At 63.2% G+C, this 25,290-nt stretch carries 27 protein-coding genes and 2 tRNA genes; 3 read left to right on the top strand and 26 right to left on the bottom strand.

Annotation, left to right across the window (positions count from 1 at the left end; all coding sequences use genetic code 11):
• Positions 1-102: 102 nt before the first annotated feature.
• The 9 genes from GR702_RS11165 to GR702_RS11130 form a co-directional block, all read right to left on the bottom strand.
• On the bottom strand, positions 103-2,061 hold the full coding sequence (locus GR702_RS11165) for a potassium transporter Kup (RefSeq protein WP_160985972.1): 1,959 nt from the start codon (positions 2,059-2,061) through the stop codon (positions 103-105).
• A 125-nt stretch (positions 2,062-2,186) separates the two neighbouring features.
• On the bottom strand, positions 2,187-2,864 hold the full coding sequence (locus GR702_RS11160; RefSeq protein ID WP_160985971.1) for a tetratricopeptide repeat protein: 678 nt from the start codon (positions 2,862-2,864) through the stop codon (positions 2,187-2,189).
• Positions 2,861-3,277, bottom strand: a complete 417-nt coding sequence (locus GR702_RS11155; RefSeq protein ID WP_160985970.1) for a cytochrome c-type biogenesis protein CcmH — start codon at positions 3,275-3,277, stop codon at positions 2,861-2,863. Before GR702_RS11155 ends, GR702_RS11160 begins: the two co-directional genes overlap by 4 nt.
• A complete protein-coding gene (locus GR702_RS11150) occupies positions 3,274-3,825 on the bottom strand; it encodes a DsbE family thiol:disulfide interchange protein (protein WP_160985969.1) in 552 nt (183 codons plus the stop codon). Before GR702_RS11150 ends, GR702_RS11155 begins: the two co-directional genes overlap by 4 nt.
• Positions 3,822-5,792, bottom strand: coding sequence for a heme lyase CcmF/NrfE family subunit (locus GR702_RS11145; protein ID WP_160985968.1), 1,971 nt, complete (start codon positions 5,790-5,792; stop codon positions 3,822-3,824). The genes GR702_RS11150 and GR702_RS11145 overlap by 4 nt, the downstream gene beginning before the upstream one ends.
• 12 nt (positions 5,793-5,804) lie before the next feature.
• A complete protein-coding gene (ccmE, locus tag GR702_RS11140; protein WP_160986075.1) occupies positions 5,805-6,251 on the bottom strand; it encodes a cytochrome c maturation protein CcmE in 447 nt (148 codons plus the stop codon).
• 5 nt (positions 6,252-6,256) lie between these two features.
• Positions 6,257-6,397 carry a hypothetical protein gene (locus GR702_RS22065; RefSeq protein ID WP_202408208.1) on the bottom strand — a complete coding sequence of 47 codons (141 nt, stop codon included), beginning with the start codon at positions 6,395-6,397 and terminating at the stop codon, positions 6,257-6,259.
• Positions 6,397-7,131 (bottom strand): heme ABC transporter permease CcmC, encoded by a 735-nt coding sequence (ccmC, locus tag GR702_RS11135; RefSeq protein ID WP_160985967.1) that lies wholly within the window; start codon positions 7,129-7,131, stop codon positions 6,397-6,399. The genes GR702_RS22065 and ccmC overlap by 1 nt, the downstream gene beginning before the upstream one ends.
• A 136-nt stretch (positions 7,132-7,267) precedes the next feature.
• Positions 7,268-7,344 (bottom strand) — tRNA-His (locus tag GR702_RS11130).
• Positions 7,345-7,537: 193 nt separating this feature from the next.
• On the opposite strand from GR702_RS11130, the gene GR702_RS11125 reads away from it, so the two are divergent.
• Entirely contained in the window at positions 7,538-8,170 is a 633-nt protein-coding gene (locus tag GR702_RS11125) for a prolyl hydroxylase family protein (protein WP_160985966.1), read from the top strand.
• Between the two features lie 50 nt (positions 8,171-8,220).
• Here the strand turns inward: GR702_RS11125 and GR702_RS11120 are convergent, their stop codons facing one another.
• The 14 genes from GR702_RS11120 to rpsB form a co-directional block, all read right to left on the bottom strand.
• Entirely contained in the window at positions 8,221-8,811 is a 591-nt protein-coding gene (locus GR702_RS11120; protein WP_160985965.1) for a superoxide dismutase family protein, read from the bottom strand.
• A gap of 198 nt (positions 8,812-9,009) precedes the next feature.
• On the bottom strand, positions 9,010-9,237 hold the full coding sequence (gene rpmE, locus GR702_RS11115; protein ID WP_160985964.1) for a 50S ribosomal protein L31: 228 nt from the start codon (positions 9,235-9,237) through the stop codon (positions 9,010-9,012).
• A gap of 89 nt (positions 9,238-9,326) precedes the next feature.
• Complete coding sequence (gene fabZ / locus GR702_RS11110; protein ID WP_160985963.1) at positions 9,327-9,776, bottom strand: 3-hydroxyacyl-ACP dehydratase FabZ; 450 nt, start codon at positions 9,774-9,776, stop codon at positions 9,327-9,329.
• Positions 9,777-9,795: 19 nt separating this feature from the next.
• Positions 9,796-10,491: an OmpH family outer membrane protein gene (locus tag GR702_RS11105; protein WP_160985962.1), complete on the bottom strand. Its 696-nt coding sequence runs from the start codon at positions 10,489-10,491 to the stop codon at positions 9,796-9,798.
• Positions 10,491-13,127: an outer membrane protein assembly factor BamA gene (gene bamA / locus GR702_RS11100; protein ID WP_160985961.1), complete on the bottom strand. Its 2,637-nt coding sequence runs from the start codon at positions 13,125-13,127 to the stop codon at positions 10,491-10,493. Before bamA ends, GR702_RS11105 begins: the two co-directional genes overlap by 1 nt.
• 213 nt (positions 13,128-13,340) lie before the next feature.
• Entirely contained in the window at positions 13,341-14,717 is a 1,377-nt protein-coding gene (rseP, locus tag GR702_RS11095; RefSeq protein ID WP_160985960.1) for an RIP metalloprotease RseP, read from the bottom strand.
• 14 nt (positions 14,718-14,731) lie between these two features.
• Positions 14,732-15,883, bottom strand: coding sequence for a 1-deoxy-D-xylulose-5-phosphate reductoisomerase (gene dxr, locus GR702_RS11090; RefSeq protein ID WP_160985959.1), 1,152 nt, complete (start codon positions 15,881-15,883; stop codon positions 14,732-14,734).
• A 5-nt stretch (positions 15,884-15,888) separates the two neighbouring features.
• Positions 15,889-16,665 (bottom strand): phosphatidate cytidylyltransferase, encoded by a 777-nt coding sequence (locus tag GR702_RS11085; protein WP_160985958.1) that lies wholly within the window; start codon positions 16,663-16,665, stop codon positions 15,889-15,891.
• Complete coding sequence (gene uppS / locus GR702_RS11080) at positions 16,652-17,341, bottom strand: polyprenyl diphosphate synthase (protein ID WP_160985957.1); 690 nt, start codon at positions 17,339-17,341, stop codon at positions 16,652-16,654. Before uppS ends, GR702_RS11085 begins: the two co-directional genes overlap by 14 nt.
• 31 nt (positions 17,342-17,372) lie before the next feature.
• Positions 17,373-17,930 (bottom strand): ribosome recycling factor, encoded by a 558-nt coding sequence (gene frr, locus GR702_RS11075; protein ID WP_160985956.1) that lies wholly within the window; start codon positions 17,928-17,930, stop codon positions 17,373-17,375.
• A gap of 3 nt (positions 17,931-17,933) precedes the next feature.
• Positions 17,934-18,656 (bottom strand): UMP kinase, encoded by a 723-nt coding sequence (pyrH, locus tag GR702_RS11070; protein ID WP_160985955.1) that lies wholly within the window; start codon positions 18,654-18,656, stop codon positions 17,934-17,936.
• A gap of 213 nt (positions 18,657-18,869) precedes the next feature.
• The gene (locus GR702_RS11065) at positions 18,870-19,166 is read right to left on the bottom strand and encodes a hypothetical protein (protein WP_160985954.1); all 297 of its coding nucleotides are present in this window, start codon (positions 19,164-19,166) and stop codon (positions 18,870-18,872) included.
• A gap of 143 nt (positions 19,167-19,309) precedes the next feature.
• Positions 19,310-20,233, bottom strand: a complete 924-nt coding sequence (tsf, locus tag GR702_RS11060) for a translation elongation factor Ts (RefSeq protein WP_160985953.1) — start codon at positions 20,231-20,233, stop codon at positions 19,310-19,312.
• Positions 20,234-20,347: 114 nt separating this feature from the next.
• Positions 20,348-21,100: a 30S ribosomal protein S2 gene (gene rpsB, locus GR702_RS11055; protein WP_160985952.1), complete on the bottom strand. Its 753-nt coding sequence runs from the start codon at positions 21,098-21,100 to the stop codon at positions 20,348-20,350.
• A gap of 383 nt (positions 21,101-21,483) precedes the next feature.
• On the opposite strand from rpsB, the gene GR702_RS11050 reads away from it, so the two are divergent.
• Complete coding sequence (locus GR702_RS11050; RefSeq protein WP_160985951.1) at positions 21,484-21,798, top strand: hypothetical protein; 315 nt, start codon at positions 21,484-21,486, stop codon at positions 21,796-21,798.
• Between the two features lie 472 nt (positions 21,799-22,270).
• Here GR702_RS11050 and pssA read toward each other — a convergent pair whose 3' ends face one another.
• From pssA to GR702_RS11035, 3 genes are all read right to left on the bottom strand, one after another.
• On the bottom strand, positions 22,271-23,077 hold the full coding sequence (pssA, locus tag GR702_RS11045; RefSeq protein ID WP_160986074.1) for a CDP-diacylglycerol--serine O-phosphatidyltransferase: 807 nt from the start codon (positions 23,075-23,077) through the stop codon (positions 22,271-22,273).
• A complete protein-coding gene (locus tag GR702_RS11040; RefSeq protein WP_160985950.1) occupies positions 23,077-23,826 on the bottom strand; it encodes a phosphatidylserine decarboxylase in 750 nt (249 codons plus the stop codon). The genes pssA and GR702_RS11040 overlap by 1 nt, the downstream gene beginning before the upstream one ends.
• 154 nt (positions 23,827-23,980) lie before the next feature.
• Positions 23,981-24,066: transfer RNA gene (locus GR702_RS11035), tRNA-Tyr, on the bottom strand.
• A 182-nt stretch (positions 24,067-24,248) separates the two neighbouring features.
• Between GR702_RS11035 and GR702_RS11030 the strand changes: the two genes are divergently transcribed.
• Complete coding sequence (locus GR702_RS11030) at positions 24,249-25,079, top strand: TrmH family RNA methyltransferase (RefSeq protein WP_160985949.1); 831 nt, start codon at positions 24,249-24,251, stop codon at positions 25,077-25,079.
• The last annotated feature ends 211 nt before the right edge of the window (positions 25,080-25,290 follow it).

Below are 25,290 nucleotides of genomic sequence, written 5' to 3'. Positions count from 1 at the left end.
GGGACTGTCTTGCCCGGCCGGACACGAGCCGCTCCTGCAGCGCACCTCTTGGCGCAGCCACGGATCGCCATTTTTCTCCCGCAGGACGGGAGAAGCCCGGCATCAGATTTCCAGCTGGCTGCCCAGTTCGACCACGCGGTTGGTCGGCAGGCGGAAGAACTCCATCGCGCTGGCGGCATTGCGCATCATCCAGGCAAACAGCTTTTCGCGCCAGATCATCATGCCCGGCTTTTCGGACGGCACCAGCGTCTGGCGCGAGAGGAAGAAGCTGGTCTTCATCATCTCGAACGGCCCGCCGCACATGGGCGCATGGGCAAGCGCGGCCGGAATGTCGGTCTCCTCCATGAAGCCGTATCGCAGCGTCATGCGGTAGAAGCCCTGCCCCAGCTCATGAACGGTGAAGCGCTCCGCCGGCTCGACATAGGGCGAATCCTGCACCTCTACCGTGAGGACGACCACACGCTCATGAAGCACCTTGTTGTGCTTGATGTTGTGCAGCAGCGCGGACGGCACGCCGATGTTGGTAGACGCCATGAAGATCGCGGTGCCCGGCACCCTTGCGGCGCTTCCGTGCGCGCTCTTGGCGAAGACGTTCAGCGGGAGGGCAGCCTCGGTCATGCGATCCCGCATGAGGCGGCGGCCCTTGTTCCATGTCGTCAGAAGAGTGAAGGCGATGCCGCCGATCAGCAGCGGAAACCAGCCGCCATCCGGCACCTTGGTGGCGTTTGCCGCGAAGTAGGCCCCGTCGACGACGAAGAACACCACCATCACCGGCACGGCCAGCCACAGCTTCCACTTCCACAGCACGATCAGCAGCACGCCCATCAGGCAGGTGTCGATCAGCATTGCCCCGGTCACCGCAATTCCATAGGCGGACGCAAGGTTTGACGAGTTCTGGAACACCAGCACCAGCACGATCACGCCGGCCATGAGGGCCCAGTTCACGAAGGGGATATAGATCTGTCCCACCTCGTGCTCGCTGGTGTGGCGGGTGGAAAGGCGGGGAATGAACCCCAACTGCATTGCCTGATGCGTGATCGAGAACGCGCCGGATATGACCGCCTGGCTGGCGATGAATGCGGCGGCGCTCGCCAGGATCACGAGCGGCAGGCGCAGCGTCTCGGGAGCGAGATTGAAGAACGGGTTTTCCATCGCCACCGCTGCCTGGGCATCGTCGAGGCTCAGGATCATGGCTGCCTGGCCGAAGTAGTTGATGAGCAGGCAGGGCATCACGAAGCCAAACCACGACAGGCGCATAGGCCCACGGCCGAAGTGTCCCATATCGGAATAGAGCGCCTCGGCCCCCGTTACCGCCAGCACGACCGAGCCCAGCGCAAGGAAGCCGAGCATCTTGTCGGTCAGGAAGAACTGGATTGCGAACCAGGGGTTCAGCGCCTTCAGAACTTCCGGCATCTGGACGAGGTGATAAGTGCCAAGCACCGCGAGGACGAGGAAGTACGTGACCATGACGGGGGCGAACAAGGCGCCGACCTTTGCGGTGCCGCTCTTCTGGATCACGAAGAGTCCGGTGAGAAGAACCATCGCAATGGGGAGGACGAACGGCGCGAGATCTGTTCGTACCACGGTGAGCCCCTCTACGGCCGATAGCACCGACACAGCCGGGGTGATCATCGAATCGCCGTAGAACAGCGAGGTCGCGAACACTCCCAGAAGAACGACGAGGTAGCTGTGACGGGACTTGCGAAGCGCGCCCGAGATGAGCGCAACCAGGGCAAGGCTTCCGCCCTGCCCCTTGTTGTCGGCCCGCATCAGAACGCCGACGTACTGCACCGAGACGACCAGGGTCATCGACCAGAAGATCAGGCTGACCACGCCCAGGATGTGCAGTTCGTCGATCGCAAGCGGATGCGGACCCACGAAAGTTTCGCGAAAGGCGTAGAGTGGGCTGGTTCCGATATCGCCGAAAACCACGCCTACGGCGCCGAGCGCCAGCTTGGTGATGTTTCCCGATCCGCCGCCGTGGCTTGATGCCGGAGACGCAGACGCCGCCGGGTTCATGACCGCCGGCACGTCAGGCGTATCCGCAGTTCCATCACTCATTCCAGCGTCCCGTAGTGGACTCGCAGAAGCGCATTCGCCTCTGCGGCAAGGCTTGCGCCGTTAGCAGCATGGATGAGGGCAGGCAACGATGCTTGCGATGCGTTCTCCGCAGGGCAATGTGTCGTTCAGGGAACCACCGCAGGCCGAACGGGCGCTTTTCCCTGCAAGGCTTGACGCTTCTGCGTAGCGATGACGGCATCGAGCCGCTGGAGCTGCTCGAACAGGGGGCCGCGCCACTGAGCACTGTCGGGCGCATTCAGAAGCAGGTCGGCCCACAGCTTGCGGGCTTCGACAAAGCGGCCTTCCTGCGCATAAGCAAGACCCAGGAAGAACGGCGGGCCGGGTGCATCCGGGTCGGTTTCGATCGCCCGGCGATAGGCATAGAGCGCGCCCGGCGTCAGCAAACCGTCTGCATGGCCAACCAGCGCATTGGCCATTGCAAGCCACGCTTCGGAACTCGCAGGGTCCTCGTTTACCGCTATGCGCAGGACTTCGGCCGCATCTGCATAGTTGCCGTTGCGTGCGAAGGCATCGGACGTGACCACCCAGCGATTGAGCGTTGGGATCCCGCTGTTCGTCACTTTTCCGCGTGCTTCCACCATGGCTGCGGCATCGGCGGGGGCCTGCTCGCGCCCTTGCGTGGGTGCTCCTGCAAGGCTGGGCGAGCCTTGAGTCACGTATCCCGCGATACCCAGCAGCAACGCCGAGGCAACAGCCTCGCGGGCACCGCGGGGGATCTTCAGAACGAACAGCAGCATCGCCATCACGAACAGCGCGAGGCCGACGACAAGGAGCCAGGTCATCGAGCTTCCCCCGAGCCGCTCCCGAAGCGGCGACGCAGCAACAGGAAGGCGATGAGGAGCAGAACCGCCGGAGCTGCAAAAAGCGGCCAGGTGAGCGCCGTCAGCTGGGGGGCGTAGCTGACGTAGTCACCGTAACGCTCGATCAGCCAGGCCCGGATCGCCTCCGGCTCCTCTCCCGCAGCGATGCGCTCGCGCACCAGGCTGCGCATGGATCCGGCAATCGGAGCGTCCGAGTCGGCGATCGACTGCCCCTGGCACTGCAGGCAGCGCAGCGATTCCATCAGGCTCTGCGCCTCAGCTTCCTTGGCCGGGTCGTCGATCTGCCGATAGGCATAGGGCGCACTCGACTGCTCTTCCTGCGCCAGGATAGGCCCGGCGAACAGCAAGCCCGCGAGGATTGCGATGCGCTTCACTGTTCGGCGTCCTTAAGCTTCTCAAGCAGGAAGCCGACATGTTCGGGCCGGATTTCGCCGATGTGCTGGTAGACGATCGTGCCCTTTCCATCGACGACGTAGGTTTCTGGCACGCCGGACGAACCCAGGGCAAGCTGCACCTTGCCATCATCATCCGCCCCGATCCGCTGGAACGGGTCCCCGTGCTCCGCAAGGAAGGCCTGCAGGTTCTCGGTGGTGTCCCGTACCGAAATGCCTTGGATCGGAACACCTGCCCTTGCGAGCTCCCCCAACTGCGGTGCCTCCACCCGGCAGGGTACGCACCAGCTGGCGAAGATGTTGACGAGATGGGGCTTGCCGGTGGCGAGGGCCCTGCTGTCGAGCCCAGGCCGGCCAGGCAAAGCCGCGGGAAGATCGAACCTGGGCATAGCCTTGCCTACGAGTGCGCTTGAAACGTTGCGGTCCGCCGGTCGGAACAGGCCCGCCATGACGAGCGCCAGAAACCCGGCGAACAGTGCCAGCGGGAGCCAGATGGCCCAGCGCGGAGCCTTGCCGCGATCCTCGCTCATCGGCCCTGCCTTTCACGACGGTAGGCGATCTTCCCGCGCGCGACGATCCTGCGCAGGTCCGACGCGACATGCCCCACCAGAGCGAGCAGGCCTCCCAGCGCCACGAGAAGTCCGCCCAGCCAGATCAGGGGTGCGAAGGGCTTCCACCAAAGTCGCAGCTGCCAGCGGCCATCCGCATCCGTGCCGTTTGCGCGGGGTGCCTCACCACCTAGCACGGCATAGAGCTGGCCATTCCACCGGGTCAGCAGCGCCGATTCGCTTGTCTGTTGCGGAGGCGCCCAGAAGCTTCGGGACTGCGGCAGCATGCGCGTCACCTTGCCGTTCGTTCCATAACGAACCAGCAACCGCGCCTCCAGTGCCGTCCAGTTCGGACCGGCGACCGGCTCCACCGTATCGAGCTTCACGCCCCAGGGGCCGACCTCGACGATGTCACCGATGCGAACGGCGACAAGCTTCTCGACCGAGAACGCGCTTTCGCTGCTCATTCCGAACAACGATACGGCAATGCCGAAATGCGCGACCACCATGCCCCAGATCGGCAGCGGGGTACGGCGCAGGTTCCGGCCCTTCAAAGGCAGCACGCTTGCCCAGGCAAGACCCAGCGCAAGAGCGAGGCCGAGGAATGGCAGCAGCGAAACGCCGCCTATCACTACGAGCGCAATCGCTCCTGTGACGACCAGCATGGCCGGGATCACCAGCCCCTTGCCCACCCGCGCGAAGGTATCGCGTCGCCAGCGCAGCAAGGGTCCGACTGCAAGCACCACCAGCATGGGTACGGCGAAGATCGCGCTCATCGGGTTAAAATACGGCGGTCCGACCGAGACCTTCGCACCCATCGATTCGGCCACGAGCGGGTACAGCGTACCGAACAGCACGATCCCCAAAATCGCGGAGAGCATGACGTTGTTGAACACCAGAGCACTCTCGCGGCTGATCGGGGCGAAGCGCTCCCCCTCGCTCACGGTGGAGGCGCGCAGGCCGAAAAGCGTCAAGGCGCCGCCAATGTAGATGGCCAGCAGCGCGAGGATGAACGTGCCGCGCTCCGGATCGACTGCGAAGGCATGGACGCTTGTCAGGATACCCGAGCGGACGAGGAAAGTGCCGATCATCGACATCGAAAAGGCGACCACACCCAGCATCACCGTCCAGGCACGAAGGGCATTGCGCGCGGCAAGGACACTGCACGAATGCAGCAACGCGGTTGCCGCCAGCCAGGGCATGAGGGAGGCGTTCTCGACCGGATCCCAGAACCACCAGCCGCCCCAGCCAAGCTCGTAGTAGGCCCAGTACGACCCGGCAGCGATCCCTACCGTCAGGAATATCCAGGCTGCCAGCACCCACGGGCGCATGGCACGTGCGAAGGGCGGGCCCACCTCGCGTGTGACGAGAGCGCCTATCGCGAAGCTGAAGGCGATCGATAGCCCGACGTAGCCGAGGTAGAGCGTAGGCGGATGGAAGGCGAGGCCAAGGTCCTGCAGGAGCGGGTTCAAGCCGTTGCCCTCCACCGGAGCGGGAGACAGGCGCTCGAACGGGTTGGAGGCAAGCAGCAGGAACGCGTAGAAGCCGAGGCTGACGAACGCCTGCCCCGCCAGTGTGGCCAGCATCGTGCGTTCAGGCAGGCGCCTTTCGACAAGCGCCACGAAGCCCCCTGCCATCCCCATCACCGTCACCCACAAAAGCATCGAGCCCTCATGATTGCCCCATGACCCGGCAATCTTGAAGACCAGCGGCTTCATCGAATGCGAGTTCAGCGCCACAAGCCTGACCGACAGATCGGTTACTGCGAAGACGTAGACCAGGCACAGGAAGGCAAGGAGCGCCAGAAGCCCCTGCACGATCGCGACGGGGCGCACAGCCTGACCAAGCACCTGTCCGCGCGCGGTCAAGCCGAGGCTTCCGAAAAGGAGTTGCAGGGCCGCAAGGGCCGCTGCCATCCAGAGCGCCGCCAGTCCCAGTTCAGCGATCATCGAGGTAGGCCATCATTTCGTCTCGCGCATGACCTTTTCGGCCTGTTCCCTGGTCATGTCCTGCATCTCGCGCGGCACGTAGTTCTCGTCGTGCTTGGCAAGCAGATTATCCGCCACGAACATGCCGCCTGCTTGCATGCTTCCCTCGGCAACGACGCCCGAGCCTTCCACGAAGAGCGAGGGCACGATGCCGCGGAAAGTCACCGGCACTCGCGCCTGGCCGTCCTGTACGACGAAGTGGATCGTCACGCCGTCGGCTGCGGTCTTCAGCGAGCCCTGCTCGACCATGCCGCCCAGCCGCACGGCACGGCCTGCTTCCGGCGGATGCGCGACAATCTCGCTCGGTACGTAGAAGTAGCTCGCCTGATTGCGCAGCGCCCATGCCGCGAGAAGCGCGGCTGCGACCAGTACGACCAGCGCGCTCACCAGCAGCACCAGCCGCTGGTGCTTCGCTTTCATCAATGTCATGGCTTCCTCGCCCGGTCGCGGCGACTTTCCGCCCGGCGCATCGAGATGAGCGACCACACCACCATGCCAAGGGTCGCGCCCACTCCGATAGCGTAGGATGCGACGACGAAGGTCCAGGGGTCCATTGCCTCGCGCATCAGAATTCCACCTGGCTGAAAGCCTTGCGACGCAGCCTTGCCTCGGCCTGCTGATCCGCGAGGATAGCTCTCATCCTCGCCAGCACGACACCTGCGAAAATCAGGGTGAACCCCAACATCGCAGCGAGCAGGGGCACGAGGAAATCGCCGGACATCGCAGACTTGCCCAAAGTGATGCTTGGCGGCTGATGCTGGCTGTTCCACCAGATCACGGAATAATGGATGATTGGAACGTTCACCGCGCCCACCAGGCCGAAGATCGCAGGGGCGCGGTTCTCGCCTGCGCCGGCAGAGGAATCGCTCGCCTGCGAAAGCGCGATCCAGCCGAAGTAGAGGAACAGCAGTACCAGCATGCTGGTCAGCCGACCGTCCCAGACCCACCACGTTCCCCAGGCCGGACGCCCCCAAAGGGAACCGGTAAGAAGGCAAACTGCCGTGAACACGGTTCCCGGCAGTGCACAAGCCCTTGCGGCGATCGCAGCCAGGGGATGGCGCCAGACCAGTTCAGCCAGGCTCGCGCCTGCAATGCCCATCCACCCTGCCATGCCCAGCCATGCAGCGGGAACATGGAGGTACATGATGCGCACGGTCTCGCCCTGCAACCGCTCGGCCGGCGCCAGCATGACGCCCCAGATCAGCGCCAGTCCGGCCACTCCAAGGCCGACGCCCAGACACAAAGGCATGAGCCAGCGCGCATTACGCAGAAAACGGGCAGGATTTGCGAAGCCGTGCATGACAGTCGCGCTTCTATCGAGAGTGGTGCGAGGAACAAGTGACTCAAATCAATTGAGCTACGCTTTTCGCCTGAAACGGGCATTTGCCCCGCCCGCGACGGACCGATCCCTGGCCCTGAATACCGTGGTGATGAAATGGGGCGATCGATGGGGTTCGAACCCACGACCTCCGGTACCACAAACCGGCGCTCTAACCAACTGAGCTACGATCGCCACACGAGCCATCCGAACCAAGGCCGAATGCCGCATCCACAGTCGGGTCAGCTTGGCTGGAACCGCTGCGGGAGCGCGCCTTTTGCACACCCTCGAGATTCTTGCAAAACAAAAATTGGTACTCGATCAAAATTCATCCGCTGACCTTCGCCCCCGATTTTCCTCCTGCCGGACCGCCGCTAGGGTCTGGGCCATGAACGGACTCGGCGAATCATCGGCTGAACAGATGCTGTCCCATGCGAACGTGCAGCGTTTTCCCTCATCCCGGCTCGACCTGTTCATCCGGCGCGACTTTCTCGATGTGCGACAGTGCGCCCAACTCATCGAGCTGATCGAGAGCAATCATCGCCCATCCACCATCGCGGACTACAACGGCGACGATGCGTTCCGCACCAGTTCCACCTGCGACCTGTCGACCGACCAGCCTGTGGTCGCGGAACTTGCCGGGGCACTTTCACGGCTCTCCGGGATCGATCCTGTCTATGCAGAGCCGCTGCAGGGCCAGCGCTATGAAGTGGGGCAGGAGTTCAAGGCGCACACCGACTACTTCGAGCCGGGCAGCACGGATTTCGACAAGTATTGCTCGGTTGCCGGCCAGCGGACCTGGACCTTCATGATCTATCTCAACGCGGTGGAAGCAGGCGGCGCGACCCGCTTTCGCGTCATCGACAAGGTCATCCAGCCTGAGACGGGGAAGCTGATCGCCTGGAACAATCGGCGGCCCGATGGAACTCCAAACGCCGCCACGCTCCATCACGCCATGAAGGTTCGCAAGGGGTTCAAGTACGTCATCACTCAGTGGTACCGGGAAAGGCCATGGGCCTGACGCCCTGCCCCGCCATATGATGACGGGGCCGGCGTGCGACGGGCGGCTCGTTACTTCGGCTTGCTGATCACGGCGCAGGCCAGGCGACCGCCAGCATTCCCGGAAGGCTGGCTGCTGTAATCGTCCGCGTTGGCATGGATGACAAGCGCAGTGCCGTCAGCGTCGAACAGCGACTTGCTTCCCGCTCCAAGCGTTACTCCGGTGTTGAGGACTTGCGTCTTGAGGACACCGTCGGCACCGACGTGCTGGTTCGGCATGTCGCCACCGTGCGGCCCCTTGGCCACGAGATAACCGTGCTGATGGTCCCCGCCCGCGAAATGGCCGCCTGCCGTCTCGAACTTTGCGGCAGGATCGCAGATGCCCTTCTGGTGGAAGTGGAAGCCATGATCACCCGCAGGAATGCCTTTCACATCGGCACTCACGAGAACGCCGGCGGGCGTTTCCTGCAGCATCACCATGCCAAGTTTCTTGCCGTCTGCACCGATTACGTCGGCGTGAACCATCGACGAGGAAGCGGTGCCGGTGGCTGCGGGAGCATGCCCATGGGCGTGCTCGGCCTGGGCATGGACGCAGGCCGATGTCGCCACGAAGGCAAGAGCGGCAATGGGCGCGGCGAGAAGACGAGGGGTGCGGCTGATCATCGGAAGCTCTCCGGGTTCCGGGCCTCAAGCAGCCCGCTGCAAATTGACGGTGCCAGCCTAAGGCGCTGGACGCGAAAGGCAATCGCCGCAGGCCACGGAAAGTTCCTCTATGGTGGTTCGACAATGAAAAAGGCGGCCCCGATGGGACCGCCTCGTTCGTTCTGGTGCAATCCGGTTCGGCCGATTGGGCCGACCCGCTCACTTCTTGGTGAGCGAAAGACCGCCAAAGCGCTTGTTGAACTGAGCCACGCGGCCGCCATCCTGAAGCTGGGCCTTGCCGCCGGTCCAGGCCGGGTGCGAGGTCGGGTCGATGTCGAGCACCAGCGTGTCACCTTCCGAGCCCCAGGTCGAGCGGGTCTGGAAAGTGGTGCCATCGGTCATCTGAACCGTGATCATGTGGTAGTCGGGATGGGTATCGGCCTTCATGGGTCTATCTCTTTCGCATGTGGCCGGTTCCGACCGGCCTGGCTTGGAAAGCGGCGCCCTTACAGGCAAGGGTGCCGAAATGCAAGAGCTCAGCTGTCCGCGATCATCGCGGTGAAGTTGACTTCGCAGGTTACCTTGTCATCGATCGAGGCCTTGCCCCAGAACTTGCAGACGCGCGAACGCTTTTGCACGAAACCGGCCCGCAAGGTTAGCAGATGGCCGGGTGTCACAGGATTGCGGAACTTCGCATCCTCGATCGCCATGAAGTAGACCAGCTTGCCCGCCAGCCCCAGGCTTTCGATGGCAAGGATGCCGGCGGCCTGCGCAAGCGCTTCGATCTGCAGGACCCCGGGCATGATCGGACGCCCCGGGAAGTGCCCCTGAAAGAAATCCTCATTGAAGCTCACGGCCTTGACCGCGTGGATCCCCTCCTCTTCCGAGATGGAGACCACGCGATCGACAAGCAGCATCGGGTAGCGGTGCGGAAGCGCCTCGAGGATCTTTGCGGTGTCGTAGACCGTTACCGTCTCTTCGCTCATGCCCTGTCCGCTCCCTGGATCAGCGACCGGCCGGGGCAGTTGCTGCAGGCGCCGGCTGCTGCGCGCCCTGAGCGGCACGCTGCTCGCGGATCTGGCGCGGCTCCCATCCGGCAGGCGGAACCAGCTGCGCGGAAGGAAGCGCAGTGTTGAGCTCGTTCAGGATGTCCTGGTTGAGGTTGTAGGCACCGCCGTTGACGGCCAGGATCGCATCGGGCGAGATCAGGATCGAGACGTTCTTCTTGGTCATCGCCGCCTTCACCGCGTCGTTGAGCTTTTCCTCGATCTGCTCGTTCACGTAGGCCTGCGAGAGGCCGACCGGCTGCAGGATGCGCTGGAGTTCGGCCTTGCCGTTCTCCTGGATCTGCTGGATCGACGCGGCCTGCTGCTGGAGAGCGGCCTCGCCTACCTTGCCGCCCTGACGGTCAGCGTTGAACTTGTCGACCAATGGCTTGATCTGTGCGTTGAGCGCCGTGTTGCGCGCCTGCGCCTGATCGTACTGCGCCTTGTAGGTGGTCTGGCGCTGGGTCTCGGCGGCCTTGTAGGCGTTCGAGTTGGCGATCACCGCGTCGAAGCTGGCGATGCCCAGGCCCTGGACGATGGTACCCGAAGCAGCCGAGGCAGTTGCGCCCTTCTTCTGCGCGAAGGCGGGCTGCGCGGCAACGGTGGCGAGCGCGAGGCCAGCGGCCAGCGCAACGGTCTTGGTCATGGTGCTCATCAGAATTGTGTTCCCACGTTGAAAGTGAATGCCTTGGGATCGTCGCCATCCTGCTTCAGCAGGACACGCGAGAAATCGATGCGGAACGGGCCGAAAGGCGAGTTCCAGTTAACGCCGATGCCGACGGCCACGCGCGGCTTCCAGCTGTCTCCGGCGAATTCCTCGACGAAGGAGAACTGATAAGTCGGATTGCCGCTGGAATCGAGCGTCGGAGTGTTCGCCGCGCCCGTCGTCGGATCGGTCGCGCTTGTGGTCGAATTGCCGTTCGCGTCGGTATAGATCTGGTTGCAGCCCGGGTTGCATTGCGTGAGTTCGGGCTGCTTGACGCTCCACACCGCACCAACGTCAGCAAAGATCGACGGTCGCAGACCCATTTCGCGCGCGCCGGAGCCCAGAGGAATCTCCATCTCCGCACGGCCCATGTAGTAGTAGTTGCCGCCAAGGGCGTCGTCGGTCCACTGGCTACGCTTCGTCGTGGGGTTGCCGTCCGCATCCAGCTGCTTGCGCAGCACGCGAGGACCGACACCACGAATGGCGAAGCCGCGGATCTGCGGCTCGCCAAGATAGAATCGGTCGGTCAGGCGCACATCGTCGCCTCCCAGACCCTTGATAGCGCCACCCTCCGCCGACAGCGAGAAGATGAAGCCCTTGCCCAGCGGGAAGTACTTAGCCGCGTTGGCCCGGATGCGGGCATATTTCACGTCGCCGCCAAGCCCGGCAAAGTCGAAGTTCAGCGAAGCGGTGTTGCCGCGCGAAGGACGCACCCGGTTGTCCAGCGTGTCGTAGATCAGCGACAGACCCAGGATCGAGCTCAGCCGCTTGCCGATCGCGTCGCAAAGGTAACGCCCGGCATAGAGCGGGTCGCACTGGTAGACATCGGGGTTGACGCGATTGGTGTAGTACGTCCCCTCGTCCAGACCGACATCGTCGTAGTTGAGGGTATACCGGCCCACAGCCGTGAAATACTCCGTCAGCGGCACGCCCGCGCGGACCTGGAAACCTGTCGTCGACTGCTCGTAAGTCGTGTTCCGGTTCGAGTTTGCGTAGTTGAAGCTGTTGAAATCGCGGCGATAGACATCGACGCCCATCGAAATGTTCTTGTCGAACAGATACGGCTCGACAAAACTCGCCTCGACGCTCTTCGAGTAACGCGAGATGCTGCCGGAAAGGCCAACCGTCTGCCCGCGACCGCGGAAGTTGCGCTGCCGGATCGAGGCCTGGAAGATAAAGCTTTCAAGGCTCGAGAAACCTGCCGAGAGCTGCAGTTCGCCCGTGGGCTTTTCTTCCACGTTGGCTTCAAGCAGGATGCGGTCGTCCGCGCTGCCCGGCTTCTGCTCGACCTCGAACTTCTCCTGGAAGTAACCAAGCGACTTGATGCGGTTGGTCGAACGCTTGACCTGAAGCGAGTTAAAAGCGTCACCTTCTGCGATACGGAACTCGCGGCGAATGACCTTGTCCTGCGTCAGCGTGTTGCCGTTGATGTCGATCCGCTCGACATAGACGCGCGGCGCCTCCTGAATAACGAAGGTCAACCCCATGGTGAGGTTTTCCTTGTCACGGTCGTACTGCGGCCGCACGTCGGCGAAGGCGTAGCCGAATGCGCCTGCCGTGTCGTTCAGGCCATCGATCGTGTCCTCGACCTGCTTGGCGTTGTACCAGTCGCCCTTCTTCATGGCGAGGTTGCTGGCCATCTTCTCGCCGTCGAAGTCACGCAGCTGGCTCTCGACCTTGACGTCGCCGAACTTGTAGCGCTGGCCTTCTTCCACCACGTAGGTGATGATGAAGTCCTTCTTGTCCGGCGTCAGCTCTGCAACCGCCGAAACCACACGGAAATCCGCATAGCCTTGCGTCAGGTAGAACTGGCGCAGCTTTTGCTGGTCGAAGGCCATGCGGTCCGGGTCGTAGCTGGTGCCCGAGCTGAACAGGCGCGTGAACCGCGCCTGCTTGGTCACCATTTCACCGCGCAGTTCACCGTCGGAGAACTTCTCGTTCCCGATGATGTTGATCTGCCGCACCTTGGACTTGTCGCCCTCGGTGATCTCGAAGACGATATCCACGCGGTTCTGGTCAAGCGCCACCATCTTCGGCTCGACCGTGGCCGCGTACCGGCCCTGACGCTTGTACAGCTCGATGATGCGCGCCACGTCCGCACGGATCTTGGAGCGCGTGAATATCTGGCGCGGGGCGACCTTGATCTCGGGAAGGATCTTGTCGTCCTTGATGCGCTTGTTGCCTTCAAGGATGATGCGATTGACGACGGGGTTCTCCTGAACCGTGATCGTCACCACACCGCCGTCGTTGCCGACCTGCACATCCTTGAACAGCTCGGTTGCGTATAGGTCCTTCAGCGCCGCGTCCGCCGCAGCCTTGGTGTAGGTCTGGCCCACGCGCAGCTTGATGTAGGACAGCACCGTCTGAGCCTCGAGGCGCTCGGAACCCTTGACCTGGATCGTCTGGATCGTCGGCCCTGCTTCGGCATCGGTGGCCGGAGCCGCTGCTGCCGTCGCCGCCGGGGGGGCCGGGGTACGCGGCGCGGCCTGGGCAAATGCGCTGACTGGAACACCCGCGAGGATCGTGCTTCCCAGCAACACGGCCGCAAGTTGCACAACGCGGCGTTCGTCAGTGCAGCGAACCATTTCCCATCCGATCATTTTACGCAAATTCCCGTATTCGCTTTCGCGACAAAAACAGATCACCTCAGCCTGGCCGAGCAGCAGACGGATCGGCAGACCAAACTGCAAGGCGCGCACCGAACCTCACAGGCAACCGCAGCCGTCTGCCCGATGGAGCGTATCGGATCAAGCAGACAAAACCGGGCAACATTATGATCGCTGGATAAAACCTCCCGGCTATCCCCCGAAAATCGGAAGCTGGGCCAGATCGTTGACAGTGACGAAAACCATAAGCGCAAGAACCAGGGCCACGCCGGTACGGATGGCCCATTCCTGACTGCGTACTCCCAGCGGCCGCCGGCGGACCATTTCGGCTGCATAAAAGGCCAGGTGGCCGCCGTCGAGGCCAGGAATTGGCAGGAGGTTGATGAATGCCAAGTTAATCGAGATAAGGGCCGCGAAGGATACGAAAGCCTCCCATCCAAGGCTGAACTGCTGGCCCGAATACTGGGCGATCTTCACCGGCCCGCCAAGCTCCCGGACCGAGCGATCGCCTGTGAATATCTGGGCGATGCCGGTGACCATCGTACCCATTACGTGGAAGCTCTGCTCGAAGCCCAGCCCAACTGCGCGCAAAGGCCCGACGCGTTCCAGGCGCCCTGCTCCGACGCCGATCTGGCCGACGGTCCTCACCGCGCGGTCGTCAGTGACAGTGCCTGTGCCGATCACCACCGGGATGGCAAGGCTCCTTCCATCCCGGCGCACGGTAACCTCGATGCTCCGTCCCGGATGTGGCTGCACAAGCCGAGGTATGTCGGTGAAGCTGGCGACAGGCGTGCCGTCCACGGCGATAATCCGGTCGCCAAGCATCACGCCCGCCTTCTCGGCCGGCGAATCGCCATGGAAGCGGCCAACCAGCGGCGGCACCATCTCGACGCCGAGTTCACCGACCTTTGCCTTGTTGCCGAACTTGTCGCTGAGTTCGCGTGCCGCCAGGGTGACAGGCACCACTGTCGTGCTTCCCTCACGCGCCACAGCTACCGAAAGCGTCTTGCCCGGGAAGTAGACGGTATGATCCGCCACATCCTCGATGCCGCCGACGGGATCGCCATCGATGGCGACAATGCGGTCACCGATCCGCAGGCCTGCTGCACGTGCCGGCGAGTTCGCGGAGAAACCGCTGATCTCCGGATCAGCCACTACTCGGCCGTAAGTCCCGTAGAACGCGGCGAAGATGGCGACGCACAGGAGCAGATTTGTCATCGGCCCGGCAAGAACGATCAGGGCGCGCTGCCACACGGGTTTGACATGGAACGTCTGCGCCCGCTCCTCGGCCGAAAGACGATCATCCAGAGGACCCGGGGCGCTGGAGGGGTTCATGTCCCCCGCGAACTGGACATATCCGCCGAGTGGAAGCGCAGAGAGCTTCCAGCGCGTCCCGCGGCGGTCCGTCCAGCCTGCAATTTCCTTGCCGAAGCCGATCGAGAACGCGTCGGCCTTCACGCCGAACATCCGGCCGACGAGATAGTGTCCCAGTTCGTGGATCAGGACCAGCGGTCCCAAAACCAGGAGGAAGGCGAAGATCGTCGTCAGAAGGCCTGGTGATCCGGTCAAGCGAGCAATCTCCGTCAGGTACTGGTCACGAGCAGACGCGCCCGTGCCCTCGCCTCGCCATCGACCTCGAGAACGTCGGAAAGGCAATCGGGCGGGGGCGGTGCGTAGGAACTCAGTACGTCTTCCACTTGTGCGGCAATGCGGGTGAACCCAATCTGACCGCCAAGGAAGGCTGCCACGGCAATTTCGTTGGCCGCATTGAGCACCGCGGGAACAGCTCCGCCAGACTGCGCGGCCTCGCGGGCCAGACGCGTGGCGGGGAAACGCACCTCGTCGGGACTGCGGAACGTCAGTTCACCGATCGCGGCGAGGTCGAGCGGAGCGCATGGAGTGTCCATTCGACCCGGCCACGCCAGCGCAGAGGCGATGGGCACCCGCATGTCGGAAGGGCCAAGCTGCGCCAAGGTCGAGCCGTCCCGGTACTCAACCATGGAATGAACCACCGACTGCGGATGGACGATGATGCGCAGATGGTCCAGTCCGACCGGAAAGAGATGATAGGCCTCGATCAGTTCGAGGCCCTTGTTGAACATCGTCGCCGAATCGACGCTGATCTTGGCACCCATGTCCCAGTTGGGATGGCGAACCGCTTCCGCCGGAGTGGCGGCCACCAGGCGCTCCCACGACCAGTCACGGAACGGCCCGCCGCTTGCCGTCAGCGTGATCCAGCGGACGTGCTCCGGGTCGTTGCCGCACAGGCACTGGAAGATCGCGTTGTGCTCGGAATCGACGGGAAGCAAGGTCGCGCCGTGCCGCTCGACTGCAGCCATCATGACGTCGCCGGCGGATACGAGCGCTTCCTTGTTGGCCAGTGCGATCACACCGCCCTGCTCGATCGCCGCCATGGTCGGCGCCAGTCCGGCGCAACCGACAATCGCCGCGACGGTCACCTGTGCGCCTCTTGCAGCGGCCTCGACCAAAGCCGCGGGCCCACCCGCAGCTTCAATGCCCGAGCCGGCAAGCGCGTCACGAAGCGCCGGGAGACAAGCCTCGTCCGCGACAACGGCGATCTCCGCCCCGAATTCGCGCGCCAACCGGGCAAGTTCGATCGCGCTCGAATGGGCTGTAAGCGCAACGACACGCCAGCCTTCCGGGTTGCGACGAACGAGGTCGAGGGTCGAGGTGCCGATCGAGCCGGTGGCGCCAAGGACGGTCAAGGTACGCATCGAACTCATCGCGGCTGGAGGAGGATCATAAGGCCTAGCACGAACAGCACCGCCAGCAAGCCGTCGACGCGGTCGAAGAAGCCGCCATGCCCGGGTATGATGTTGCCCGAATCCTTGAGGCCCGCGCGCCGTTTCATCCAGCTCTCGAAGAAATCGCCGGCCTGTGCGCAAACCGCCGTCACTATTCCTGACATCAGACAGGCGCCGAACAGCGGAACCGCCGCCGCGCCTGCATACCAGCATGGCTGTGACCCGAAGCACGAGACCGCGTCGGCCGCGGCGCCCTGCGGCGTCAGCCAGATCAGCCCCTCCTGCCACAGACGCGCCGCAGTGAAGAGCGCCAGCGTGGCTCCTAGAATACCTCCTGCCAGCCCGGACCAGGTCTTCGACGGGCTGATCGATGGCGCGATCTTTGGTCCTCGCAGCGTCCGCCCGGTGAAATAGGCGCCGACGTCCACAGCGATAACGGTCGCCAGCAGAGTCAGGACAGGTGCGAGAGTGAACGCGTCGTTATGCAGGAACAGCAGCATCGCCGCGCCCACGCCGACGTAAAGCATTCCTGCGAAGTTCCAGGCGGCCCGCCCTGCGGGTCCCGGCGTCGCACGGCGGGCAAGGCGGATCCACTCGTAGAGGACCCCCACGGAGATCGCACAAACGAAAGCGATCCACACCGCGCCGCCGAGCCACAACGCAGCGCCCGAGACGGCGACCATGACCACGCCGGATGCAGCCCTGACGCCCAGATCGGACAACCCGCGCCTGGGTCTCTTAGCGTCCGCCATAACGCCTCTCCCGAGTGGTGAAGGTTTCCAGCGCATCGCGCAGATGGTCGGCCGTGAAATCGGGCCAGAGCACATCGGTGAACAGCATCTCGGCGTATGCGGCCTGCCAGAGTAGGAAGTTCGACAGCCGCACTTCACCCGAGGTCCGGATCAGCAGGTCGAGCGGGGGCAGGTCGGCGGTATCGAGTTCGGCCGAAAGTGTCTCGGGCGTGATCGCCCCCTTGGCCGCAGCCTTGGTCGCAGCCCGGGCGATCTCATCCTGCGAGCCGTAGTTCAGGGCGACCGCAAGCGTCGTTCCCGTGTTCCCCGCCGTACGCGACATCGCGCCTTCGACAAGCTCGACCACGTCAGGCTTGAAGGCCTTGTAGTCACCGATGATCTTGAGCCTGACACCGGCTTCTGCAAACTCGTCCAGGTCCGAGAGGATGAAGCGTTTCATGAGGCTCATCAGGTCGGAGACTTCCTCCTCGGGCCTGCGCCAGTTCTCGGTCGAGAAGGCGTAGAGCGTAAGCGCCTCCAGCTCCATCTCACGCGCGCCGCGCACGACGCGGCGCACCGCCTCGACCCCGCGTTGGTGGCCGATCGCGCGCGGCAGATGGCGCTTCTTCGCCCAGCGCCCGTTGCCATCCATGATGATGGCGACATGACGCGCGCGCGTGGATACATCCTTTCCCATCAGCCATCCCTCGAGGAAGGGGCGACGCCCCTCACTTGCCGAGGATTTCCTTTTCCTTGCGGCCGAATTCCTCATCCAGCTGCTTGATGATGTCGTCGGTCAGCTTCTGAACGTCGGTTTCGGCGCGCTTCTTCTCGTCTTCCGAGATCTCGCCCTTCTTCTCATCCGTTTTCAGGTCGTCCATGCCGTCGCGGCGCACGTTGCGCACGGCGACACGAGCCTTTTCGGCATAGGAGCTGGCGAGCTTGGCGAGTTCCTTGCGCCGCTCCTCCGTCAGATCGGGGATCGGGAGGCGCAAGGTGTTGCCATCGTTAATCGGGTTGAGTCCGAGGCCCGCGGAGCGAATCGCCTTCTCGACGGGACCGATGTTGGACTTGTCCCACACCTGCACCGACAGCATCCGCGGCTCGGGGGCCGAGATCGTCGCCACGGAAGTGATCGGCATGTTGCTGCCGTAGACCGTCACCGTGATCGGCTCGAGCAGTGCCGTGTTCGCGCGTCCGGTGCGCAGACCGGAAAGGTCGTGCTTAAGCGCATCGATCGCGCCCTTCATGCGGCGCTCGAGATCCGCCTTGTCGTACTTGGCCATGTATCAGGCTCCCTTCTGGACGACCGTCTTGGTACCGCCTCCTGCGAGGACGGCGGCAAGGTTGCCCTTCTCGCGGATCGAGAACACGACGATCGGAATTGCATTGTCGCGGCACAGTGCCACGGCGGAAGCGTCCATCACCTTCAGGTTGTCGGCAAGGACGGTATCATAATCGACGCTGCTGTAACGCATGGCATCGGGATTGGTCTTGGGATCACTGTCGTAGACGCCATCCACGCTCGTGCCCTTGAGCAACGCGTCGCACCGCATTTCGGCCGCACGCAGCGCAGCGCCGGAATCGGTGGTGAAATAGGGTGCGCCCACGCCCGCGGCGAAGATGACCACGCGGCCTTTTTCAAGGTGGCGCTCCGCCCGGCGCCGGATCACAGGCTCGCACACCTGGTCCATCTGGACTGCCGACTGCACACGGGTCTCCACGCCGAGCTGCTCCAGCGCGTTCTGCATCGCAAGCGCGTTCATCACGGTGGCCAGCATGCCCATGTAGTCTGCCTGCGCACGATCCATGCCGCGCGCGGCGCCTGCCATGCCGCGGAAGATATTCCCGCCGCCGATCACCAGGCAAATCTGGAGCCCCGTCTCCTTCGCGGCCTTAACTTCCTTCGCAAGCTCCGCAACGAACTCAGGATCGATACCGAACTGCTGGCTCCCCATCAGCACCTCGCCCGAAAGTTTGAGCAGGACGCGATTGTAGGGGAAGGCTGACATGCCGCTGGATCTCCGGGGACTGGGGTGGCCCGGCTTTAGGAGGGAGCGGCGCGGTTGCCAAGGGGCTTAGGATCGGGATCGCACCCAAGCATGTTGCCGTTCGGCAGATCAATCGCGATCCGCCGTGGGCGCCACTTCATCCCTGCAAGCCCTGCTGTCGATAAGGCTGCGAGACACGCTGCTGCCTCTGGAGAGGCCGTCGAGCCGAAAGCCTCAGCGCTCCACCAGCGCGCTTACCCGGCGCCTGAACGACATGCCCGGCGTATTGCCACGCACGACATCATGAAACACACCCCCTGCAATGGAGGGCAGGACGGCCTCTACCTGACTGGCCTCTTCGAAGGTGTGGACATCAACGGCAATCCGCAGCCTTCCGTCGAAGGTGAAGCTCACGGTGGCCGAGGGCGGACAGGCGTCTTCCACGGCCTTACGCAAGTAAGCCAGTTCGTCGGAGATCGGATTTTCCGCCAATCCATGCCTGAACTCGGCAACGGTGGTGATCGCGTTCATCGTGCGCCTCCCTGAACAATGCTACACCACTTCAACGCTGAAAATGCACCTTCGATCCCTGCGGGGCAGCCGACCGCAAAAGAAAGCGGGCCGGAAGCAATGCTTCCAGCCCGCATGTTCCATTCCGAAGAATGACGCTAAGATCAGCCCGCTACAGCGGCGGCCACCTCGGCGGCGAAGTCGGAAACTTCCTTTTCGATGCCTTCGCCCAGCTGGAAGCGCACATAGTCCTTGAGGACGATCTTGGCGCCCGCTTCCTTGCCGGCCTGATCGACGACCTGCTGAATCGGCGTCTTGTTGTCGAGAACGAAGACCTGCGAGAGCAGCGCGTTTTCCTTGGCGTACTTGGCGATAGCGCCTTCGACCATCTTGGCCTGCACGGCCTCGGGCTTGCCCGATTCGGCGGCCTTCTCCTGCGCGATCTTACGCTCACGCTCGATCAACTCCGCGTCGAGGTCTTCGGCGTTGAGCGCGAGCGGGAAAGCTGCAGCGATGTGCATAGCGATCTGCTTGCCCAGGCCTTCCAGAACGTCGGCCGAAGCCTCCGATTCGAGCGCGACAAGCACGCCGATCTTGCCGAGGTTCGGCGCAGCGGCATTGTGCATGTAAGGGATGACGAGGCCCTGAGCCACTTCAACGGTCTTCAGGCGGCGAACCTGCTGGTTCTCGCCAATGGTCGCAACGTTGTTGGTCAGCGCGTCGGCAACGGTGCCGCCGCCGGGGTACGCTGCAGCCTTGAGCGCTTCCACGTCGTCAGCGCCGAGGCCGAGAGCGACTTCGGTGGTCTTGCGCACGAAGTCTTGGAACTGGTCGTTCTTGGCGACGAAGTCCGTCTCAGAGTTGACCTCGACCGCGACGCCCTTTGTGCCGGTGACGGCAACGCCGACCAGACCTTCAGCTGCAGTGCGGCTCGACTTCTTGGCAGCAGCGGCAAGACCGCGGGCGCGCAGCGCATCGACGGCGGCTTCGAGGTCGCCGTTCGTCTCGTCGAGAGCCTTCTTGCAGTCCATCATGCCGGCGCCGGTGCGCTCGCGCAGGTTCTTCACGTCAGCGGCGGTGTAAGCCATCGCTCAAATCCTTTTGTTGCTAAGAGGCGTCAGCCCCTGAAATGGATGCGCGCCAGGCCCATGGGACCCGGCGCGCGACAATTCCATGACGAAAGTGTCGTTGGCCGGGGCCTATCAGGCCTCGACGGTCTCTTCGACGGGAGCGTCCATCGCACCGATGTCGATGCCGCTGTCGATCACGCCTTCACGATGACCCTTGGTCGCAGCCTGAGCGATCGCATCGCAGTACAGGCGAACCGCGCGGCTGGCGTCGTCGTTGCCCGGGATCGGGAAGGCGATGCCCTGCGGGTTCACGTTGGTGTCGAGAACGGCGACGACCGGGATGCCAAGAACGTTGGCTTCCTTGATCGCCAGCTCTTCCTTGTTGGCGTCGATCACGAACATCACGTCCGGAATGCCGCCCATGTCGCGGATACCGCCGAGCGAGAGCTCGAGCTTGTCACGCTCGCGGGTAAGCTGGAGAACTTCCTTCTTGGTCAGACCGGTGGTGTCGCCGGCGAGCTGCTCTTCGAGCGCCTTGAAGCGCTTGATCGAGCCCGAGATGGTCTTCCAGTTGGTGAGCATGCCGCCCAGCCAGCGGTGGTTGACGAAGTGCTGGCCGCAAGCGCGGGCTGCCTGCGCGATCGGCTCCTGAGCCTGACGCTTGGTGCCGACGAAGAGCACCTTGCCGCCCGCCTGGACGGTCGACTGCACGAAGTCGAGCGCGCGCGCGAAGAGCGGCACGGTCTGCGACAGGTCGATGATGTGGATGCCGTTGCGCGCACCGAAGATGTACGGCTTCATGCGCGGATTCCAGCGGTGAGTCTGATGGCCGAAGTGAGCGCCGGCTTCGATGAGCTGCTGCATGGTGACGACAGGTGCCGCCATAATTCAATTCCTTTCCGGTTGAACCTCTGGAAGGCTGGAACCGTGCGACGGCACCCTTTCGGGAGCCTTGTCCGCGGCGGCACCGGTATGTGCGCCTTCCATGTGGATTGCCTGCAAGCCGAACCGGACAACCCGGTATCGAATCCCACAGGTGAAGCGCCCTTACTCGCGTTCGGATCTTAAATCCAGCCCTCTCGAGGGCACTCCGGCAGCGCCGCTCGCCGCAAGCCGCTGTCGCTTCAGCGTCAAAAAAGCTCAATCCCAACGTATTCAGGCACTTGGCAGAGGAACCGGATCCTCAAAAATGTCTTAACGTGGCATACTGGTGAAGATGATAGCGCTGCACAAGGGGGCAAGTCGACCGGATCCACAGGACCGGAACGATGCAGAAGCAGCGGCTGAAACAAAGGCAAACGGCCATGAATATTGTTGCCCTTCTGCTGTTCACAATCGCTGGCGCCGCAGCATCTTTCACGCTCTGGGAGAGCATGCGGACTGCCTTATCAAGATTGAAGGTTCTTCACCGGCAGCTTGCCGCGACACCACGTGAGCTTCCGATCCACGTCGCAACATTGAACGATCGCGACACTGACGATGTCGGCGAACTCGCGCGCTCTCGACTTGCACACCGCTACCTTCGGGCGCGGCTTGGTTCGCAGCCGGTACGATTGCCCTCGAGCTCGTCCCAGGCCGCCTGAAGGCTGCGCGCGCGGCAAGGAGACGGCTGCGGCGTGCCTTTTGCTTATGTCCTTGGAACCGGGGCGATTAGCCCCGCTCGCTGCCGCCGAAAGCGTACGGCCAAATTTCCCCTTGACTCGATTAGAACAAAGAGGGAACTAACCACCTGCGGAACATTGGTAGAACGGCAACACCTTTTCCACAAGCTGTCCACAGCCTGCTCCGTAGATGATAGTTTGAAAGGAATGGCTATGACCGCATTTGCCGCCTGCCTCTTCGCTTTCGCAGCAGTCGCCGCGACGTGGACGGTTATTTCCACGCTCGCTCGGTTTGGTCCGACCGTTCGTCAGCTCCGAGATGAGCTTGCGGCATGCCCCAGTACACTGGCTGTAGAGTGGAAGACCGCTCAGCGCATGAATCTCGTCGCGGTGCCTGGACTTGGAACTCATCGGGAGCGCCGCGTGGCGCCTTCAGGTTCCGAGTGGCTTCACATCAGTGCTGCACTGGACCTTGCCGCCTGACCCGCGCGTAGACAGCCAGCCCGATCGGGATCAGCGCAAGATAGATGAGTGTGATCGCCACCAGAGTGTACCAGGTCTCCGTCAGGAGAGCTGCCACAGTCAGACCCACGACCGCGATAACGCCAAGGCGCAGCGAATTTGGTGGACGCAGGCGAGACCACCCAAGCGTCGGGATCGACGATATCATCAGGAAGGCGATCAGAACCATCCAGATGCTTACCAGAACGGGATTTGCAAACTCGGGCCGGGTCGTCGCGATCCACAGGTACATCGGCAGAAAGGCCATGCCCGCTCCAAGCGGTGCGGGAACTCCGGTCAGGAAACCCGCTGACTTGTGCGGCTGGTCCAGCATGTCGAGCCGCGCGTTGAACCGCGCGAGGCGCAGGACGCAGCAGATCGCAAAAGCAAGGGCGGCTATCCACCCCAGACTGGGCAGTTGGTGCAACGTCCAGAGATAAACAATCAGGGCCGGCGCGACGCCGAAGGAAATCGAATCAGCCAGGCTGTCCAGTTCGGCCCCAAAGCGCGTCTGTGCCTTGAGCAGGCGGGCAGCACGACCATCGATCCCATCGAGCATACCTGCCAGGATGATGGCAAGAACGGATTTCTCGAAATCGCCTGCGATCGCGAATCGTATTCCGGTCAAGCCGGAGCATAGCGCTGCCGCTGTGATCGCGTTTGGAACAACCGCCCGCATTGACAGGCCCGCCGCCAATCCGCGCCGGGGACCGCTTGCCGGGTCAGCGTGATCTTCCACGTCGACCCCCGGACCATCCATCACTGCGCCACGCCTTCGATTACCGACGCTGCACCAAGTTCCGCCAGCACGGTCTCACCCGCTATGGTCTTCTGGCCCATCAGCACCTTGGGCTCCGTGCCTGCAGGTAGGTAAACGTCGACGCGGCTCCCAAACCGGATAAGTCCGATACGTTGCCCGCTGGCGATGATGTCGCCGGGCTTTACGAAAGGAACAATCCGGCGAGCGACCAGACCGGCAATCTGCGTGAAGCACACCCGCAGGCCATCTCCGCGCTCGATAAGAACATGCTGCCGCTCATTCTCTTCGCTCGCCTTGTCGAGATCCGCGTTCACGAACTTGCCGGGGATGTAGATCACCCGCTTCACCGTGCCGGCGATCGGAGTGCGATTGATGTGCACGTCGAAGACCGACATGAAGATGGAAATGCGCGTGACCGGTTCCGACGACATCGGCACCAATCCGGTGCCGTCGTCCATGGTGAGTTCGCGAGGCGGAGGAACCTTGCCAATCAGGGTGATCAGGCCGTCGGCAGGCGCGACGATCGCACGATCATTCTGCGGGGTGACCCGCAGCGGATCACGGAAGAACGCAAGCACGCACAGCGTCAGGACCGCCAGCGGCCACCCGACCCATGGGCCGAAGATGATCCAGCCGATGAGCGCCACGACGCCGGCGATGGCGCCGAACTTGCGGCCCTCGGGGTGAATGGAGGGCCACTGCCACGACGCTTCGCCGCGACCCTGATTATCGAGAATGTCTCCGGGCATCGCTCTCATCTAGACAGTGCGCACTGGTATCGCAATGCCGCTGGCGGTCACGTGTTCCCGCAAGAGCCGGCCGGCAGCAAATTGTAGCCAGGTGCGAATTTTCGGGATGCTACCTTACGCGGGAGCTGCGGATGGCGCTTGATGCGAAAACTGGTGGTGGACAGGGCTGGATTCGAACCAGCGTACGCTTGCACGGGCAGATTTACAGTCTGCTGCCTTTAACCACTCGGCCACCTGTCCACACCAGTTGCTGGCGCTAAAAATCCCCACAAAAATGAGGAAATCCAGAGTTGGTCGGGGCCCCGAAAGGCGCCCCGTCGCCGAGGAGCCGCGCCTTTGCCGAAGCGAGCCTTGCCTGTCAATGGGCTCCCTGCCAGAGGGGGCAAGAATTTTGCAATATTTCGATTTCGAAAGGACGATCGATGAACAAGCGTACCGGCGCCGATGGTGGCGAGGAGCGCGGCGGCCGCCCGGCGAAGCCCATGCGCGGGCGTGCCGGCCGGATGAAGAACGGACGCGGAAGCGGTCGCGCCGGCTCCGGCGCAGTCCGCCTCTGGGGCAGACATGCCGTCGAAGCGGCGCTGAAGAACCCGGATCGCAGCCATCGCAAGCTCTGGGCGACGCGAGAGGGCGTCGAATCGCTCGACGGCGAACTCCCTGCCGACTTCCCGGTCGAATGGGCCCAACCTGCAGACCTCGCGCGTCTGGTCGCACGGGATGCCCCCCACCAGGGCCTGGTGCTCGAGTGCGAGCCGCTCGACGACATGTTCCTGGCCGACGTTCTGGACAACGATCCGCTGCGTCCCGTGATCGTTCTCGACCAGGTGACCGATCCCCATAATGTGGGGGCCATCATGCGCTCGGCAGCCGCCTTCGATGCATGCGCCATCGTTACGCAGGACCGGCACGCGCCACCGGAATCGGGCACTCTGGCCAAATCGGCTTCCGGTGCGCTGGAGATCCTGCCCTGGGTGCGCGTCGTAAACCTTGCCCGGGCGCTCGAGGAGATAGCCGAGGCTGGCTACTGGCGCATTGGCCTTGATGGCGAGGCGGATGCGACGCTCGGCGAATCCCTTCCCACCGGACCCGTTGCGCTCGTTCTTGGCGCCGAGGGTGATGGCATGCGCCACAACATTACGCAGCACTGCGATGCCATAGCGAAGCTGCCGATCAGCCATGCGATGGAGAGCCTCAACGTCAGCAACGCGGCTGCCATCGCGCTCTATGCTGCAGCCACACGCGCAACGGACTGATATAAGATTGAGGGCGGCGCTTCTACCAGGCAGTTACCCCCTCGGGGGAAACCGCAAGCGCCGCACCTGTCCCGCCGAGGCTAGTGAGCGAGAAGCGCAGATCGCGAGACCGGGGAAATGAACCCTCGTGTTCGGGCCCATGGGTGCGGGAGCAACCGGAACAACTGCTTGCAGGGTATGCATGCTCCCCGCCTGACACAGAAACGCCGCG

This window comes from Novosphingobium silvae (assembly GCF_009856825.1).
In the GTDB taxonomy this organism is placed as follows: domain Bacteria; phylum Pseudomonadota; class Alphaproteobacteria; order Sphingomonadales; family Sphingomonadaceae; genus Novosphingobium; species Novosphingobium silvae.
This window is presented reverse-complemented; position numbering and strand designations above follow the sequence as displayed.